Source organism: Vibrio owensii (assembly GCF_002021755.1).
Lineage (GTDB): Bacteria > Pseudomonadota > Gammaproteobacteria > Enterobacterales > Vibrionaceae > Vibrio > Vibrio owensii.
This window is the reverse complement of sequence record NZ_CP019960.1, coordinates 805,979-821,786: the sequence shown is the minus strand read 5'-3', so window position 1 is coordinate 821,786 and position 15,808 is coordinate 805,979. Positions and strand designations below refer to the sequence as shown.

18 protein-coding genes are annotated in these 15,808 nt (G+C 43.6%); 7 read left to right on the top strand and 11 right to left on the bottom strand.

The window, feature by feature from the left end:
* Window positions 1-127: 127 nt before the first annotated feature.
* Window positions 128-319 (bottom strand): TFIIB-type zinc ribbon-containing protein, encoded by a 192-nt coding sequence (locus tag A9237_RS20210; RefSeq protein WP_009699168.1) that lies wholly within the window; start codon window positions 317-319, stop codon window positions 128-130.
* Between the two features lie 83 nt (window positions 320-402).
* Window positions 403-1,338 carry a universal stress protein gene (locus A9237_RS20205; RefSeq protein ID WP_078609353.1) on the bottom strand — a complete coding sequence of 312 codons (936 nt, stop codon included), beginning with the start codon at window positions 1,336-1,338 and terminating at the stop codon, window positions 403-405.
* A 499-nt stretch (window positions 1,339-1,837) separates the two neighbouring features.
* Between A9237_RS20205 and A9237_RS20200 the strand changes: the two genes are divergently transcribed.
* The 3 genes from A9237_RS20200 to A9237_RS20190 all read left to right on the top strand — a co-directional run bounded on the left by A9237_RS20200 (window position 1,838) and on the right by A9237_RS20190 (window position 4,067).
* Entirely contained in the window at window positions 1,838-2,401 is a 564-nt protein-coding gene (locus tag A9237_RS20200) for a carboxymuconolactone decarboxylase family protein (protein WP_039839501.1), read from the top strand.
* Window positions 2,402-2,528: 127 nt separating this feature from the next.
* On the top strand, window positions 2,529-3,227 hold the full coding sequence (locus A9237_RS20195) for an IclR family transcriptional regulator (protein ID WP_078609352.1): 699 nt from the start codon (window positions 2,529-2,531) through the stop codon (window positions 3,225-3,227).
* A 147-nt stretch (window positions 3,228-3,374) separates the two neighbouring features.
* Complete coding sequence (locus A9237_RS20190; RefSeq protein WP_039989068.1) at window positions 3,375-4,067, top strand: SDR family oxidoreductase; 693 nt, start codon at window positions 3,375-3,377, stop codon at window positions 4,065-4,067.
* Between the two features lie 212 nt (window positions 4,068-4,279).
* On the opposite strand, the gene A9237_RS20185 is transcribed toward A9237_RS20190, so the two are convergent.
* From A9237_RS20185 to A9237_RS20175, 3 genes are all read right to left on the bottom strand, one after another.
* On the bottom strand, window positions 4,280-5,323 hold the full coding sequence (locus tag A9237_RS20185; RefSeq protein ID WP_418386510.1) for a carbohydrate porin: 1,044 nt from the start codon (window positions 5,321-5,323) through the stop codon (window positions 4,280-4,282).
* Window positions 5,324-5,659: 336 nt separating this feature from the next.
* Complete coding sequence (locus tag A9237_RS20180) at window positions 5,660-6,910, bottom strand: aromatic amino acid transporter (RefSeq protein ID WP_078609348.1); 1,251 nt, start codon at window positions 6,908-6,910, stop codon at window positions 5,660-5,662.
* Between the two features lie 309 nt (window positions 6,911-7,219).
* Window positions 7,220-7,852, bottom strand: a complete 633-nt coding sequence (locus tag A9237_RS20175; protein ID WP_078609346.1) for a LysE family translocator — start codon at window positions 7,850-7,852, stop codon at window positions 7,220-7,222.
* 569 nt (window positions 7,853-8,421) lie between these two features.
* Between A9237_RS20175 and A9237_RS20170 the strand changes: the two genes are divergently transcribed.
* Both A9237_RS20170 and A9237_RS20165 read left to right on the top strand, forming a co-directional pair.
* Window positions 8,422-9,093, top strand: a complete 672-nt coding sequence (locus tag A9237_RS20170; protein WP_078609344.1) for a winged helix-turn-helix domain-containing protein — start codon at window positions 8,422-8,424, stop codon at window positions 9,091-9,093.
* The gene (locus tag A9237_RS20165; RefSeq protein ID WP_045417836.1) at window positions 9,083-9,541 is read left to right on the top strand and encodes a hypothetical protein; all 459 of its coding nucleotides are present in this window, start codon (window positions 9,083-9,085) and stop codon (window positions 9,539-9,541) included. The genes A9237_RS20170 and A9237_RS20165 overlap by 11 nt, the downstream gene beginning before the upstream one ends.
* Before the next feature lie 28 nt (window positions 9,542-9,569).
* Here A9237_RS20165 and A9237_RS20160 read toward each other — a convergent pair whose 3' ends face one another.
* Both A9237_RS20160 and A9237_RS20155 read right to left on the bottom strand, forming a co-directional pair.
* Window positions 9,570-10,181: an IbrB-like domain-containing protein gene (locus A9237_RS20160; protein ID WP_078609342.1), complete on the bottom strand. Its 612-nt coding sequence runs from the start codon at window positions 10,179-10,181 to the stop codon at window positions 9,570-9,572.
* A 127-nt stretch (window positions 10,182-10,308) separates the two neighbouring features.
* A complete protein-coding gene (locus A9237_RS20155) occupies window positions 10,309-10,776 on the bottom strand; it encodes a hypothetical protein (protein WP_237358457.1) in 468 nt (155 codons plus the stop codon).
* A gap of 244 nt (window positions 10,777-11,020) precedes the next feature.
* On the opposite strand from A9237_RS20155, the gene A9237_RS20150 reads away from it, so the two are divergent.
* The gene (locus A9237_RS20150) at window positions 11,021-12,022 is read left to right on the top strand and encodes an NADH:flavin oxidoreductase (protein ID WP_078609341.1); all 1,002 of its coding nucleotides are present in this window, start codon (window positions 11,021-11,023) and stop codon (window positions 12,020-12,022) included.
* Window positions 12,023-12,155: 133 nt separating this feature from the next.
* Here A9237_RS20150 and A9237_RS20145 read toward each other — a convergent pair whose 3' ends face one another.
* Entirely contained in the window at window positions 12,156-12,716 is a 561-nt protein-coding gene (locus tag A9237_RS20145) for a hypothetical protein (protein WP_009704581.1), read from the bottom strand.
* 71 nt (window positions 12,717-12,787) lie between these two features.
* Window positions 12,788-13,132, bottom strand: a complete 345-nt coding sequence (locus A9237_RS20140) for a hypothetical protein (protein ID WP_078609339.1) — start codon at window positions 13,130-13,132, stop codon at window positions 12,788-12,790.
* A 166-nt stretch (window positions 13,133-13,298) separates the two neighbouring features.
* On the opposite strand from A9237_RS20140, the gene A9237_RS20135 reads away from it, so the two are divergent.
* Entirely contained in the window at window positions 13,299-13,976 is a 678-nt protein-coding gene (locus A9237_RS20135; RefSeq protein ID WP_009704583.1) for a response regulator transcription factor, read from the top strand.
* Between the two features lie 14 nt (window positions 13,977-13,990).
* Here the strand turns inward: A9237_RS20135 and A9237_RS20130 are convergent, their stop codons facing one another.
* Window positions 13,991-14,521, bottom strand: a complete 531-nt coding sequence (locus tag A9237_RS20130; RefSeq protein ID WP_009704584.1) for a type II secretion system protein — start codon at window positions 14,519-14,521, stop codon at window positions 13,991-13,993.
* A 15-nt stretch (window positions 14,522-14,536) separates the two neighbouring features.
* Window positions 14,537-15,808: a sensor histidine kinase gene (locus A9237_RS20125; RefSeq protein WP_078609337.1), complete on the bottom strand. Its 1,272-nt coding sequence runs from the start codon at window positions 15,806-15,808 to the stop codon at window positions 14,537-14,539.

Genomic DNA, 15,808 nt, shown 5'->3' with positions numbered 1-15,808 from the left:
TAGAAAGGCAATCCGAGCAAGACAGGTGAACGGATTATCTAGAATGCGAAGGCTTTGAAGCAGACCGCTGAAAACTTAAGTCACGATCATCCATTTCAATATAGACTTATATTCTCAATGGTTCGAGCTACTTGCTGTCGGGGACGACGTAGGAACGCAAGTCGCTAAAGGTGTTGGCTTGGTTTAGTACGTAAGCCGACTCTTCATGCACAAAGTTAAGTGCATCGTAAGAACAGTCGCCGATTTCGTTTCTCGGACACACATGAATGTTCGAGCGTTCAACCATTTCAGTTTGGCAAATAGGACACAGTTTTTTCATACCATCCTCCATTGAGAAGTCATCAGTCTGTCGTGATCGTGCTTACCTCAGTGTTTCTCCTTTCAATAGTCGCGAATGACTGGTTATTTAATTGGGGATACAAAACCCTCTGGCTTCATCGCCACCAAAGAGCAGTTGATCGATTGCAGAATGTTCTCGGCAGTATTACCGATCACAAACCCTGAAATACCGGTTCGAGCTAAGGTGCCCATGACCAAAACATCGATTTCGGTTTCATCGACACATTCTGGAATTTGGTCATCTGGTTTACCATGCAGATGATGAATCACCATCTCACCAGAGATACCTGAGTCCTCGATCAAACGTTGTAGTGCTTGTTCATGATTTGCTTTCGCCCGAGACACTTCATTGGCCAACTGCGCCTCTTCTACTTGGATCCAGACATGGTTATCTAGATAGTTCTCCAAGTAGTGTTCCCAGCAAGAGATAATGTGTAATCGGCTGTCGCACGTGTCTGCAATCGAACGAGACAGTTCCAGCAGTCGACGCGAAAGCACTTGTTGCTCGTCGCTGACCGTCATGGGATCCACGGCAACCGCAATACGTCGTTTATCTCTTGGTTTAGAAATTGGTCGGTGAAGCCATACCGGGCAAGGACACTTGCGCAATAGCGTCATGTCTATCGCTTTAAAACCTTCAGCTCCTTCACTGAGCGGCTCAGCCTCTTTAATGATCAGGTCATTATGATTGGTAATGGCTTGTTGGATGATGCAAACCGCTGGTTGCTCACTGCTTTGTACTCGTAGCGGAAACGGCACTTGCTCTTCAGTAATGTCGTGTTGTTCACGTAACTTTTTTACGCTCTGCTGAAGCGAATCGTGCAAAGATTGCTCATAGCTTTGCTGATACTGAGCGAGATCGGTGGGAAAGTCTGGACAGGCAATTAAACCTGATACCGGAACGCGATTGTTGGCCGCAATTCTGATCGCTTGACCCAGTGCGTCACTGTGCCCTGGCAGTCCTTGCGTAGCAAAAAGTATGTTCTCGAATCGTCTCATACACACCTCCTTGATTGACTAAATATTAACCAAGTTAAACGGCCTTTTTCTAGCACGTAATTGTAACTACTCATTAGGTGAATGATATTTGTTCTCACTCAGTTATTTACGTGACAAATCACCGCAAATACGTGCAAAAATCCCTCCCCTCCAGGAGTGACATGTAACAAATTACGTCAATATTGATTAGAAGTTTTCGTCCATAGCTCCAACATCCCTACTCATTTTTGCGTCTTACACTATGCTTATTCTGGCCAATTTAAAGCCCGTCTTAGAGAAAAGGGAAATTCAGATTTCAAAAATTTAATTATGTTAATTAATAACTTAACGACTAAATCCAAGCTTCAAAGCAAGTTCAAAACTAGGTTACTAAAAGTTAACTAATTGATATTAAGGTCTAGGTCACCATAATAAACCACATAACGCAGTTCGATTTGGTGAACGCGCTTACATTCAATGTCATGCACACAGTGCAAAAAATCTCACGGAGAGAAAACTCATGACTGAATTCACTTACTACACAGCTGAAACGGCACCCGAAGAATCAAAAGCATTAGTTGAACAATCGCTAAAAGGTTTTGGTATGTTGCCTAACCTTCATGCGGTTCTCGCAGAAGCACCTGCTACGTATGAGGCTTACAACAAAACGTTTGAACTCTTCATGAAAAACACCACACTCAGTCCGCTTGAACAACAAGTGGTGTTTATGACCTCTAACTTCGAAAACAAGTGTCATTACTGCATTCCTGGCCATACATGGATGATGAAAGCCGGCAAAATGCCAGATGAAGTGATTGAAGCGTTACGTGAAGGCACACCAATTCCAGACGCAAAATTACAAGCCTTGCATGATTTCACTAAAGAGTTACTTGATAACCGCGGTCATATCGGTGACGACAGACTACAAGCGTTCTTGGATGCTGGTTTCACGCAGCGCCAAGCGTTAGAGGTATTAACCGGATTGGCAGCGAAACTGATTTCTAACTTCACCAATGCGCTAGCGCATACTCAACCAGACAAGCCATTCGAGAAATTCGCTTGGACACACCCTAGCGAACGTTAATCACCAAAGTTTCTAATACTTACAAGCCCAACGATGGACAGATCGTTGGGCTTTTCTAATTTAACAAGAGAAGCTATTCTCAGGCTTTGTTCCTTCACATTTCTCACACCGTTACCCGAGTAAAAACGTGTCCAAAGAACCCAAAAGAATTCAATCCGTTGAGCGAAGCTTTACCATTCTAGAAGCGCTTTCTTTACATAATGCGCCTATGTCATTACAGCAAGTCAGTGAAACTGTCGCGCTTAATAAAACCACGGTGCACGGTTTACTCGCGACCATGAGTGAGTTGGGATACGTTTCTCGTGTAAAACAGGGATACACATTGGGATTGCGATTTCGTGATCTCTCCAAGCCACTTGAGCAAAAGGATGAATCGATTCGTCGGCACTTTGCTTCTCTTTTAAAGAAGATGGCACAGTTAACAGATAACACCGCCTATCTTGCCGTTCAAAGTGGCGCACAGGAATACCTTTATCTGGATGCCATCGAACGAGATAACCCACTAACGATCCGCAGCCCACGCGGCAAACGTGAGGGGCTAACCACCTCTGCAATCGGCAAGGTCTTTTTGGCCTTTGATGAGGAACTCCGACGACGCTTGCGCTTGCAAGACCAACTTTCCCCGTCGTTAGAGAAAGAATTAAGCGTGGTTGCCAACAATGGTTATGCGTTGGACTTAGAAGAAGCGGAACCGAACTTAAACTGCCTTGCCATCCCGCTCTATCTTGAGGGAGAGCTCGTTGCTGTCGCGGGTGTCAGCGGTCATGCAAAAGAGCTAAACCAGCAGCGTCTAATTCATTTTGCGTCCGTCTTTTTGAAACGCTAACACGCCTCCTATTCTTGGAAAAATAACCACTTAGCTTATTGAATTCGACATTGTCGAATCTTGCTAAGTTTGTTCCCTTTCTAGCGCGTTTTGTTCCGGTTCACTCTTAAACTCACCACATACTCAATGAATGTTTAGGAGTTCCCTATGTCTACTGTTTTAATCACTGGTGCAAATCGTGGTCTTGGTTTGGAGTTTGTTCGTCAATACGCAAACAAAGGTTGGCATGTGCTGGCCGCCTGTCGCGCGCCAGAATCAGCAAATGCACTGAATGAACTAGCAAAAAATAACGACAACATTGAGCCATTAACGCTCGATGTAACAAAAGAATCCGACATCAATGCCCTAGCAGATAGTCTGAATGGCCGCCCTATCGATCACTTGATCCTAAATGCAGGCGTGCTTGGTGACGATTGCGCGAAACTCGGTGAAATGACACAAGCTAAATGGCTAGAAGTGCTAACCATCAATACCGTTGCTCCTGCTCTACTTATCCAAGCGTTACAAGACAACGTTGCAGCTAGTGAACTCAAAACCATCGTCGGTATCTCGACTCGCGTCGCAAGCCTTGGTGATAACAGCTCAGGCAACATGTACAGCTACCGTACGTCTAAAGCGGCACTGAACCAAATTCTGGTATCAGCAGCGCAGAACCTTCGCGAGAAAGAAGTGAAAACATTGGCGATTCATCCGGGCTGGGTACAAACCGATATGGGTGGCAAAGACGCGACCTTTACCGCCGAGCAAAGTGTGTCTGGCATTATTAATGTTGCGTCAAACTTAACGCTAGAAGAATCTGGCAGCTTCCGAGTATTCGATGGCTCAAGCATTGAGTGGTAATCGGTACACAGAAGCCAACCAGTTTCTTTTCTCATGGCACATTAATTAGCCATTATTTAGTTGAGACTTTAAGACCAAACGAGAGAATGAAGGCGCTAACAACACGTTAGTTCTCCAATCCAATTAGCTACACACTCCTTTGTATCTTGTGGTCTTTGACACGCGCGGCCGTCGCCGCGCATTTTTTTACTCAAATGTTCAACGACGCGAGGTTAAAACGTTAGTCTTGCTCTAAGGCCAAAGATCAACGCATTTTCCTCACTTGGATTCCACGCTAAATCACTGACGTACTGAAGATTAGGAGTCAAGGACAGTGCGCCAAACTGCATACGATAGTAGACTTCTGCGTTGACTATCTCATCAATCTCCATCGGTAAGTTCGGCTTAGCCCACCCCACGGCCATACCCAAAGTATTGCCTTCAAAGCCTAAGTATCCGGTTCCGAACGTGAACGATGATTCGTACAGTGATTCGTCGCCGTGTGAGACACCCGCTCTGACAAATGGCATCCAATCACCCATAAGGTAGGTTGCAGAAACATTCACACCATAGTTTTCCGTTTCTTGTTCCTGTTTTCCATCACTGTGCCATAAGGTCATGTGGATGTTCTGAACATAGAAAGCATCTTTCGCCCCTATCCAACCAATTTCCAAAGACTTAAAGTACTGGTTATCACGCACGATGTGGCTCAACCCGCCAAACGGCTCCGTTGAATCGGCGAGCGCATCCGAAAAGCTCACTAAGCCATAAAAATTATCCGAAGTAATATGCCTTAGAGTGAAACCTAAAGTGGACTCATCTGGAATGGGGATCGTACCAACGCCGGTGCTGAATTGGAGGTTTGAAAAGCCAGCGTAAGGATTGCCAAGCGCGTAAGTATCGACATAATCCGTACTATCGAGGAACCCGACCATCAGTTCGGTATTTTGTTGGTTGAACTCTTGTCGCCAGTACAAATTGGTTAATCGAAGACCAATGTCGCTGAATGCTGGTTGAATGATGCCGTAACCACCTAAATTATCGAATATGTACATCAGCGGTACATCATTAGTTAAACGATGTTTGTGGTCGACTCGAAGCTGGACTTGCCCAACATTGCCACTCTGGTCTTCAAACGCTGTCCAGTTTGCGGTAACACGACCGATACCAGAAACCGCATAGTCGTCTTTGTCTTCCATCGCGGCACCCGAGCCAAGACCGAAAAGAAAGTAATCTCCGTTGATTTTCAAATTGCCGTCGACATACGCTGCACTCACAGGCACCGAACTTAACAAAACACCTAATAATCCAGTGTATTGTAAAGCGCTTATTTGTTTTTTTGATTTTCTGTTCGAGTGATTATTCTTCGTGTAATTAATTGTCATTTTTAACGTCCTTTAATTGTTTCTATCGTTATTGCTTGACGAAATACTTAAATAAAAAATCATTCTTCAATGAGAAATTCTCCGACTATTCATTTAAATGGGACATCGAAATTTAAATAGAGATATCCGCACCTTAATGAAAACATCAGGTGTCATTTCAATCCGTAAAACGAATTCAGGTCATATTAGTTGGCTTTTATATTCGAGCATTCGCCATGAATATTGGATTTATCCCGTAAACATGGGGATAACATCAAGTAATGTCAGCAGGTGGATGACCATGACCGCGATACCAAAAAGTAAAGAAGCCCACAGCACGACACTTCCGCCCTTTACCGTAAAAGTAGGCTCTGCACTCTTATCGTTAGAGTCTTCGCTGTTGTCGTCTGCTTTTCGCTGAGCTCTCAGTTTGGCAACCAGAGCCGCTGGAATAATACAGGCCCAGATTGCCGCAGCGAACGCTGCATAGCCGATGGCAATAAGAAACCCAAACGGGAATAGCAAAGAGAGAACTAGTGGAGGGATAAAGGTTACGCACCAAGTTTTGGTTCTACCTTCTTTGGTGTCATCAAATTTGAATAGGTCGGCAAGGAAATCAAATACGCCAAGCCCTACTCCAATAAAGCTTGATAAAATAGCAGCGACAGAGAAGGCACTGATGACTTGTGAGATAAACGTCACTTCAATCACTTTGCTCAGCTGATTCAAGAGCGCATCTGCATTGCCTCCCGCTTCAATGACATGGCTGAATTCACCACGAGGTAAGTTACCGTATATTGAGAGCAGCCAAGCGCTATAAACCACAAACGCAATCACCGTTCCGCCAATCAACGCCTTACCCGCTTTACGTTCGCTTTGGTAGTAGTCTCGCAAGGAAGACACCGAGTGATGATAACCAAACGAAGCAAGCGCAATTGGCAACATAGGCGCCACGTAAAGCACGTAGTTCGCGCCCTCGTCACCGGAATTCAACAATACGGACAGGTCGATTTGGCTTGCTAATCCTGAGATCCCAAACACAAACGAGATAACCATGAAAAGGATCAACAATACTGAAATTCGGTCCACCCAACGCGTTGAATGCCAAACGAAAAAAGAAAACACCATCACATACAACAATGAGGTCACTTTGGCATTGACTGAAAACATATCCGCCAATACCAACCCAGCAGAGGTAATGTAGGCGTACAACAGGATACCGCCAACAAAATACACCGCTAAGTTATTGATGATACTGATAGGTTTACCTAACACGGTTTCAGTTACCGTGCTGAACGATGCTTTGTAAGGAAAGGAAGAGTACGCTTCAAGCAGAAGCCAACCGGAGAACGTCATGATGATCATAGTGCCGAATAGAATCAGCAACGCCCACCATGTCCATGCGCCTGATGCTGCGGTAGGCAAGCCAAGCATACCAGCACCAACACAAACGCACGCAATAATACAAGCACCACCATAAACAGAGGGAGACTTATTCATACTGATGCTCCTTAATATGGTCTACACACATCTGACCCAGCGGATCAATTCGTGCTTCTGCACAATAACTCCATTTCTTCCAATATAGTGTTTTATCTTTTGGTGTTAATAATTCAACATTGTTTATATTTATCATTACTTTTCCCTTTTTGTTTTGCACTATTATATTTAAACGAAAAAATCAAATAGCCCTCCTATTATTGATGAAATTATTTTTAAATTTTTATACCGAGATTAAAGCCAAGTTTTAAAACCCAAAAATCCTTATCGTGAAGATAATTTTCACGAGCTCACTTAGAAAACTCATATCTAGTTAATTACCGCCAAGAGCCCTAATAAAATGAATATCGAGCCTGCCCACTTCGACAAATAAATCCATGTATTGTGTTTTAAAAGCAATGCGGCTCGTAATCGCGATGCAAGTAGGACACTCAATAAGTCAGCACAGCTAAATACAATGTTGGTGATGATGCCGAGTAGTAACAGTTGAGGCCAAATATCTGACCCAATATCGCGACTTACAAACTGAGGCAAAAAAGCTAAGTAAAATAACGCGGCTTTGGGGTTTAGAACATCTACGATGATGCCATCAACAAAGACCCTCTGGTCAGAATCATGCTGACAACCAGATTGTTGTTTCTCACACCAGACTTGTGTCTGAGCTTTGTAGATTCTGGTAATGCCAAGCCATATCAAGTAGACAGCACCAAGATGTTTCATTGCCTCAAATACCATTGGTGATAGTACGAAAGCGGATGACAAACACACCGCAGATAAGACAACGTGGAAGTACCCGTACCCTCCCAAATGAACAGAAATGATACCCGCTCGCTTACCACAACTTAAGGTTTGCCCCACGCTATAGAGCATTGCTGGCCCAGGCATAAAGGCATAAAGAAATATCAACAAAAGAAAAGCTGTCATTTCTGGCGTTTGGATCATCCGAGACTCCCTTTGGATGCAGAACGAAGATGTACAAATAACTCGTTCAATTCGCTCCGTGATATGCATTCCACAATCATGTTTATTAAGCGCAAAAACCTATGTTAGAAATGTAAGTATCCTCTACCTCGTTCAATAAAGGTAATTAATCATCGTTAAATAATAATTAATAATTGAAACGTTAGAATGCATGGAATGATAAGTAATCCCCTCAACGACCATGCCCTGATTGCGATTACCTAAAATATCTTCACTTTTCAGATTCATTCCTAAACATTAAATAACCATATCTAATTTCTTCATCTTGTTGACTGCAACCAATTGACTGAAATTGTGCGAAGAAATTCTTCATATATATGCCTGAGATCGGTTGGATAATAAAGGGTGACGACATTTAACAAATATGAATAAATAGTCCATTTTTTTGTGGGCAAGATCCCTATAAACAACAATCGAACATGTAAATTAATGATTAATTACTTATATATTTAACATTAAACCAACACCATAAGGGTGAACTTTCATACCATTTATCAGCGTTCAAAACTAAATAATAAAGGTGGAGCTTTATGAGACCTCAACAAATAGACAGCATTGAAGTGCCAATAGGAAACTGCACGCTGAAGCGAACCGAATCCGGCGCTGAGCTCATTCTGGGAAATGGCAAGTCGTTCTCGATTACCATACCTGAGAGTTGCATCTTAGATCGTTTATGCAAAAGCCCTGGTGACGTTGTCGTGAAGGATGAATTGATTCTTGAGGCTTGGGGAAGCGCGGAGATTATCGGTCCAAATTCGCTGCCGGTCGCGATAACCAACTTAAGGAAGGTGCTAGAAATCGACAATATAAAAATCCTTAATGTGCCTAAGAAAGGCTATCGGATCCAAATACCCAAACAAAATACAGACGTAAAGAATAAAGACAAAGATTCTTTGATTGATGAACCCTCTAATGTTCAAGTCGATGCGTTAGTGACCCATACCGTAGAAAGTTGTCGTTGCGAAAAGCGAAAGTTCTTTCTTTCGATATTCATGATTTTTGTTTGTGTTTATATATTGTTCTTTTGGTGGCTTTCATGGGTGAATTTAGAATGCAAAGAACTTAAAACAGGTCAAATTTGCCATATTGAAGGAGATAATCCACCTTCACTCTTAACTAAAAATAAAACAGGGAATTACTTTTACTCTACTCGTTCTGGCTTAATTGAATTAAACAATGAGGAACAAGCTAATGATAAATAGAACCGTTATGGCACTCGCTCTACTTTTAACTGTAAGCATTATTCTAACGATTCTTTACTCGTTTATTAATGGAGCAACATGTCGCTATTCCATCAATTTTAAAACCGATGAGAGAGATACTTTTATGACGTGCTATCGAGGCAAGGTTGTTGCCATGCATTCAAAGCAGAGTGAGCATGGAGATTTGTTATCTAAATGGAAGGTGGAGGCAAGGCAATTTAAGCTAGGCGATCAAGTCATTCATTTCATCTACAGTCGAAATCCGATAGTCGATGATCGGTTGCAAGACTCTAATGACCACTTTAACCATGTAACATCAGGTTATCGTGTGCTTTTTTATAACTCTAAACGTCATGGTGACAAAGTGTATTTGTTTAAGAACTTTCCGCGATACAACGTACACGTCGGCACAATCAACGGAAAACTCGATTATTGGGATCAGCAGTAATCTACCCTGCTCTCTTGTGCTAGCGAGATTACTCCAAGTAGGCAGAGAGGCTAGTTTGTCGTGAATACTCCCCTAGGTCGCCAACCTGAAGCATCTTTGATATTTCGCCGTCGAGCATTCCTATTTCTTGGTTGATACGCTCGTTACTCCAATCTAGTTGAACGAGGTTGATGACAAGATCCGCAAAGGCCTCAGAGTCCGTGGTTCCTCGGGCGCTCTTATGCCGGATAGACGAGGACATGCAATTCGGTAGGCAGGTATCAAATACCACGCAAGGCGCATAACCAGGGATAGGTTGTAAAACAGGATGTGACTGTATTAGCTCAAATCGATGAACACCATCAATAATCGTAAACGCTTTTCCTTTGTCGATTTTGTTCACAATGATCGGGGATGTGATCCCATCTATGAGCAAAGAACGTTTCAGCAAATCGCGCTCCGCCGGCTTTATCGTATTGGCCTTATAGCCATTTGCTTTGATTTTAGCAATGGGAAGCAATTTCACGTTACAGACTGGCGGTAGATTCGATGACATTTCATAGACGAGTTGTGTAAACGTATTGTAGAGCGATACCTTCTCCTCGTTGGATAGGCCGCTCTGTTCTTGCTCTGATGAGCTTAACCGTGTTGTTTTCACCATATGGTGCTCCTTTGACAGTGGTGATTGAGAGAGTTTGTGATTGAACGATGGAAGAGATGAATTCGGAACGTGGTACTGCTGCGATATAACGGCTTAAGCTATCTTGCGTTTTTCCAAATTCTTTATGTTATTGCTTTTGAACATTTAAGATTCGCGCACGCCATTGTTCGAAGTGTTCAAACAGCTTTTTTCCGAGTTCCGGATGGTTATCTCGGCGCGAGAGGTAAAAACGCTCTACACAAAAATAGAGGTTAGAAACCATCACTCCTGACGCATAAACTTGCTTGCCATCAGGTTTGCACATCCGAACGCAAAGATAACCCGCTGGCCGATTACGCGCATTTTCGATAAGGCAGAACAACACACCTTGGTCGAGAATTTGTGCACAAAACGTCTCTGGCGTGTAATAGAGGTTGGTTATCCGAGATTGGCTAAAATCGAGCGCCCTACGTGACTTTTCGTCGTCCTTTCCGCTTTCAAGTATTGAGCTAGATATTGAACTCGATTGAAACATACAATGCCCAGTTAACTGCTCGAAGTTAAGCCAGTTAATAGCTTCAAAATCTGTCGGGCTGACCTCACGAACCTTCCACATACACACCTCTTCTTTTATCGGGTTCCGGTGTTCTTTCTTCTGTCATCGTGCATATTGTCGACGCACAAAAACGTGATGCTTCAGTTCAGCGAAGATCGGTAATGAGTAAAATTAAATTAGCGTAATTTATGAAAATGTAAGATAGAAATTCGAAGTATTCGGATTGAAACAGAAGATTCGCACTCATATTCTTGGCAAAGTGACATAGAATGTTTGCTCTTATTTCGATATCACGAGGGATCGTATGACTCGCTTTACTCCATTGAACGTCGCGAAACACCAACTCAACAATCGTTTGGTTGTGCCACCTATGGCCTCTCAAACCGCGACAACCGATGGCATTGCCACCCAAACCACTATTCAACACTATGACAAACTGGCGCAATCGGGGGCGGGTCTTGTGATGGTGGAATACAGCTTTGTGGATTTTACTGGCCGAAGTGAACCGAACCAGTTAGGTGCACACAGCGATGACTGCATTGAGGGAATGCAATCGATCGCAAAAGTCATTCATGCTCGCGGTGCAAAAGCAGGCTTTCAGATCACTCATTGCGGCGGTAAAGCGCAGTTAGAGGTATGCCCTGATTTAATGGGACCTTCCGGCATAACCGTTCCCGCTTACGATCGCGAGTTGCCACAGCCAAAAGCAATGACGTTGGAAGACATGCTTGTTTGGCGTCAGAACTTTATCGACGCTGCGCTTCGTGCGGACAAGGCCGGTTTTGATTTTGTCGAACTGCACTGTGCCCACGGGTATGGCTTGAACCAAGTTCTTTCTCCAGTGACAAACCAGCGTGATGATCAATACGGTGGCTCATTAGAAAACCGTACTCGTTTGGTGGTCGAGATCATCGAAGCAATCAAAGCCAATAGCAACATTGGGGTAATGGTGCGAATCCCCGGTCAAGACCTTTACCCAGAAGGATTAACCCAAGAAGACATGGTAGAAGTGTGCCAGTTGCTGATCAAAGCAGGCATAGACATCATTGATGTGTCATCTGGCATTGGGGGATGGAATCGACCTAAAGATCGCCGCGGCGAAGGCTATCTGGTATCAGAGTCCACCTTCCTCAAGCAAGCGGACTTGGGTGTTCCTATCATTGGTGTTGGTGGAATTGAAAGCGCAGAGTACATCGACCAAGCAGTAAACAACGGTTGGCTCGATTTGGCAGCTGTTGGGCGTGCCATCTTGAAAGAACCTCTCGCTTTCAATCAACAAATCATGCAGCAAGAAGTCAGCGCATAACCTCCCTATTCAAAAAGACAAATGCCGAAGTGAACTGCATCACCTCGGCATTTTTGATTTCGTAGTTGTTTCTGTTTTTTGGTTATCTATATTTTCGTGCTTATATTTACTCACGGTTAAGGCAGAAGACGAATTACCACTTAACGATACCCAACGTCACTTTAACGCCGCCTACGAGCGTTGAACCGCCATAGTCTTTTGCAAGGCGCAGCAAAGTGTCATGAAAGCCCAAGTTTGGAAATGCCGCTTCCACTTCTGCAATGACTTCTTTACTCAACCCCTTACGAACGCTGCCTTTGGTTGCATCAATCCAGTCTGCTTTTCGGCATGCTTCGATAACTTTCTGGTGCGGCCCTTTATACGGCGAAATCTTATGGTGCCAATGAATCGCACCGCGCAAAGCATCAGGATCTAACCCCCACTCAAAGTGTTCATTATCTGCCAAAGCAACCGCTTCAGAAGGCTCGAGATAAGCCAATTCATGGTCAGTCCACAAACCAATGTCGTGATAAACAAATGCCGTTTCAACTAACTGCTCGTACTGCTCATCATTGCCGAGGAAATGCATCGCATAAGTGATGGTTCGATAAACATGATTACGATAGCCCGGAAAGTCATCTCCGATTTGATCTTTATATTTGGCAAACAGCAATTCGACGCGTGGACGCTCCAATTTGATTTCGATTTGCGACATGTTTAATGGCCCCTTACCTTTCTTATGTCATCGTTAAAGCATAGCACCAGAATTTGTTTGATTATGGTCACTTAGCGCTCTTGTTTCTCACCCTGTGCCAATCTCATCGCTTTGTTCACCGCCACAAGCAATGCCTCATATTCTTCCCCATAAATATTGGCGATAGGTACAACGCTTCCAGTCTGATTCATACGCTCGATATCATTGGTAATGCACGTAATGGGTTTCACACAGTTATGAACCAACCAATATATCGTTGCCCACGTAAAGACTCCTGCAATAAAAAGTAGTGAGACTAGAACTTCTATAGAAATGTTCGGCCTTGATAGCGCAACCGTAGACACAGCAATCGACGCCCAGAAAAGCATATTGCACGTTGCCAACAATGCCACCTTAAAGTTAGTAGAGCGTCTCATTGCAAACTCCATTCATTCAATTGGTTGCTAAATTAGCATTTCGTGGGTTATCAACTGGTTAAAGTGACCGTTATCGTGACCTAAAATTTCTATTTAAGTATTTGTTTTTCTGCGATTCTGGCTTAATAATCTATACTTCGCTTACCGCATTCTGCTGGAGAAAAATGTGACGCGCTCAAATACACTTCAATTGCTTTTGGTCGAAGATAACTTGGAACTGGCAGAAACCACTGTCGAACACTTTGAGCTTGAAGACATTAGCTGTGATCATGTCTCGAACGGCGTAGCCGCTTTAGAGTTAATAGCCAAGACTCACCACGATGTCGTGATATTGGATCTGAATTTGCCACGCATGTCCGGCATAGAGGTGTGTAAGAAATTACGAGAACAAGGCAGTGATGTCCCCATTATTATGCTGACTGCGCGGGACACGCTAGATGACAAAATCGTTGGCTTTGAAGCTGGCGCTGATGACTATCTCACCAAACCGTTTGCCTTTGAAGAGCTGTTAATGCGCGTCAAAGTGCTCTCTCGACGACGCAGTGGCGAAGTGAACCTTCTGCAGTTGAAAGACTTAAAAATGAACGTGAAAGAGCGCCATGTCATGCGTGGTAGCGATGAACTCAAACTCTCTCCTACTGGCTATCGCATTCTAGAAGTCTTGCTGCGCGCCACTCCAAATCCCATCAGTCGTGAAGACTTAATCCAGAAGGTATGGGGAGATGAACAGCCAGACACCAACAGCTTAAAAGTGCACATGTTCAAATTAAGGCACGCACTTGATGATAATTACGAAGAGAAGCTACTCCAAACCATCAAAAACTTTGGGTTTGTCTTGAAGTAACCCCTCAACGATATCTAGCAAGCGTCAGTCAGTAATCTTACTTCTGGAGTGGTGATGTTTTGGTACATCACTTGGCATTGGAAGTTGACGCTTTTCTTATCCAAATCAGAAGTGAAGAAAATATAGATTTGGTTGTTTGGCGTGCTTTTGTCAGTAAACAGATCAGCAGCATTGGGATCTTTTTGAGCCGTAGTTAAAGACACCGCATCAATATTGAGCCAAGCTAAGACTTGTTTGTTCATGTCATCGAATGAATCATTACCGTCTACGCGTGGGTAACCATCTCTGAGCGGAACCACAACACCATTGATGACGATCTCTTGCTCACCTTGATCCAAACCTTCGACAATGGCACGCGTATGCACCATTTCTAGACCTGCTCGCATTGCTGCTTCAACCGTCTCCATAACCGCAACCTTTGAATCCTTTTGCAGGTTCAGGAATCTCGGCGCAGCAACCACGGCGAGAATACCCAAAATCACGATAGCGATAACGAGTTCAATCAATGTAAAGCCTTTGTTTTTCATGCCTACACTTGTTTTCATGCTAAGAATTGCCCTTTAAACAAACGTCACTTTCACTGCGCGACCATCTTCCAGCACTTGTTCTTCATACTGCCAGTAATACTTGTCGCAGATTTTCTTGATGATCAACAAACCCAAACCAAACCCCGTCGTTTCATGAGTCAGGTCTTTTTGTTTATCTCGATTGATCACTTGTACTTCCAGCCCTTGCTGTTTGATGATGACCTCACCTTCATTGGTGTGCTGAAAGGCATTGCGCACAAGATTGGTAATCACGATTTTGCACATTCCTTCTAAGTGCAAACATTCAAAGCTATCGACCGAGGTTTCAACCTCTACCTTCTTTCCAGATAACAAGTATCTTTGCTCGTTCACGACCTGTTCGGTTAATACGCCCAGACTGGTCATCGTTTCTCTGAGTTCTGTTGACTTTTCATGGTTGAGCCATAACAAACTGTCACACAAATCGGACATGGCTAAGCTGTTGTTTTCGATTCGCTGCAGATTCTTCAGTAAACGCTCTTTAGGCATATCACTGGCGATCATCTTTTTCATCAGTTCCGAATTAGAACGAATAACCGCAATTGGCGTCCTTAACTCATGACTGGCATAACGAATGAATTCTTGCTCTTTACGGACACTTTTCCGGACTGCCGACACCGAGGAGTTAATAACTCGCGCCATCATGTTGAGCTCAGAAAACTTAAAGTCCGGAACCTTGGATAAATCGTCTTTCTCTCGAATATTGATTGCCCAGTTTTTCAGCTCTTCAACCGGTTTGGTGATTCTCTTGATGATGGTAAATACCCCAACCAAAAAGAAGATCAGCAGTACAGTGACAAACACAACGATGTAATCTAACTGAGGTAATAAGTTGATATTTAGCGTGTCGGCGAAATCATCGAAGGCGTTTTTGTTGATTTTGACTGCGACAAATTTGGTTTGAGCATCCACTTCGCTTTTGATCAACAGGTAGATAAAGCGGTTGGCGTTTCTCCCTGCGCGATACTCAGTCTCCGTCGCTTTAAATAACTTCCCTACCGCGAGTTCTTTCTCAACAAACTTGAGTTGAAATGCCAAGGGTAAATCATCCCAGTTGGCCGTGATGATAAAAGGCGGGTTGATGATGGGTTTGCCTGCTTGCGGATCTTCCGTTTCTGCTTTCACCAACATGACACCTTTGGTCACAAGATCGATACCAGTATAGAGGTTATAGGTGCTATAAGAGCCCGCAACAACGGCAAGGATTAACCCTAACACCGCAGAGACGGTGATGACGTACACTCTAAGACTGTCTTTGATCTTCAC

Excerpts from the sequence above, each read along its gene's own strand:
- A9237_RS20165 (WP_045417836.1), top strand. The coding sequence starts at position 9,083 with ATGATAAATAGAACCGTTATGGCACTCGCTCTACTTTTAACTGTAAGC.
- A9237_RS20155 (WP_237358457.1), bottom strand. The coding sequence starts at position 10,776 with ATGTGGAAGGTTCGTGAGGTCAGCCCGACAGATTTTGAAGCTATTAAC.
- A9237_RS20205 (WP_078609353.1), bottom strand. The coding sequence starts at position 1,338 with ATGAGACGATTCGAGAACATACTTTTTGCTACGCAAGGACTGCCAGGG.
- A9237_RS20160 (WP_078609342.1), bottom strand. The coding sequence starts at position 10,181 with ATGGTGAAAACAACACGGTTAAGCTCATCAGAGCAAGAACAGAGCGGC.
- A9237_RS20190 (WP_039989068.1), top strand. The coding sequence starts at position 3,375 with ATGTCTACTGTTTTAATCACTGGTGCAAATCGTGGTCTTGGTTTGGAG.
- A9237_RS20140 (WP_078609339.1), bottom strand. The coding sequence starts at position 13,132 with ATGAGACGCTCTACTAACTTTAAGGTGGCATTGTTGGCAACGTGCAAT.
- A9237_RS20200 (WP_039839501.1), top strand. The coding sequence starts at position 1,838 with ATGACTGAATTCACTTACTACACAGCTGAAACGGCACCCGAAGAATCA.
- A9237_RS20175 (WP_078609346.1), bottom strand. The coding sequence starts at position 7,852 with ATGATCCAAACGCCAGAAATGACAGCTTTTCTTTTGTTGATATTTCTT.
- A9237_RS20145 (WP_009704581.1), bottom strand. The coding sequence starts at position 12,716 with ATGTCGCAAATCGAAATCAAATTGGAGCGTCCACGCGTCGAATTGCTG.
- A9237_RS20130 (WP_009704584.1), bottom strand. The coding sequence starts at position 14,521 with ATGAAAACAAGTGTAGGCATGAAAAACAAAGGCTTTACATTGATTGAA.
- A9237_RS20210 (WP_009699168.1), bottom strand. The coding sequence starts at position 319 with ATGAAAAAACTGTGTCCTATTTGCCAAACTGAAATGGTTGAACGCTCG.
- A9237_RS20150 (WP_078609341.1), top strand. The coding sequence starts at position 11,021 with ATGACTCGCTTTACTCCATTGAACGTCGCGAAACACCAACTCAACAAT.
- A9237_RS20170 (WP_078609344.1), top strand. The coding sequence starts at position 8,422 with ATGAGACCTCAACAAATAGACAGCATTGAAGTGCCAATAGGAAACTGC.
- A9237_RS20180 (WP_078609348.1), bottom strand. The coding sequence starts at position 6,910 with ATGAATAAGTCTCCCTCTGTTTATGGTGGTGCTTGTATTATTGCGTGC.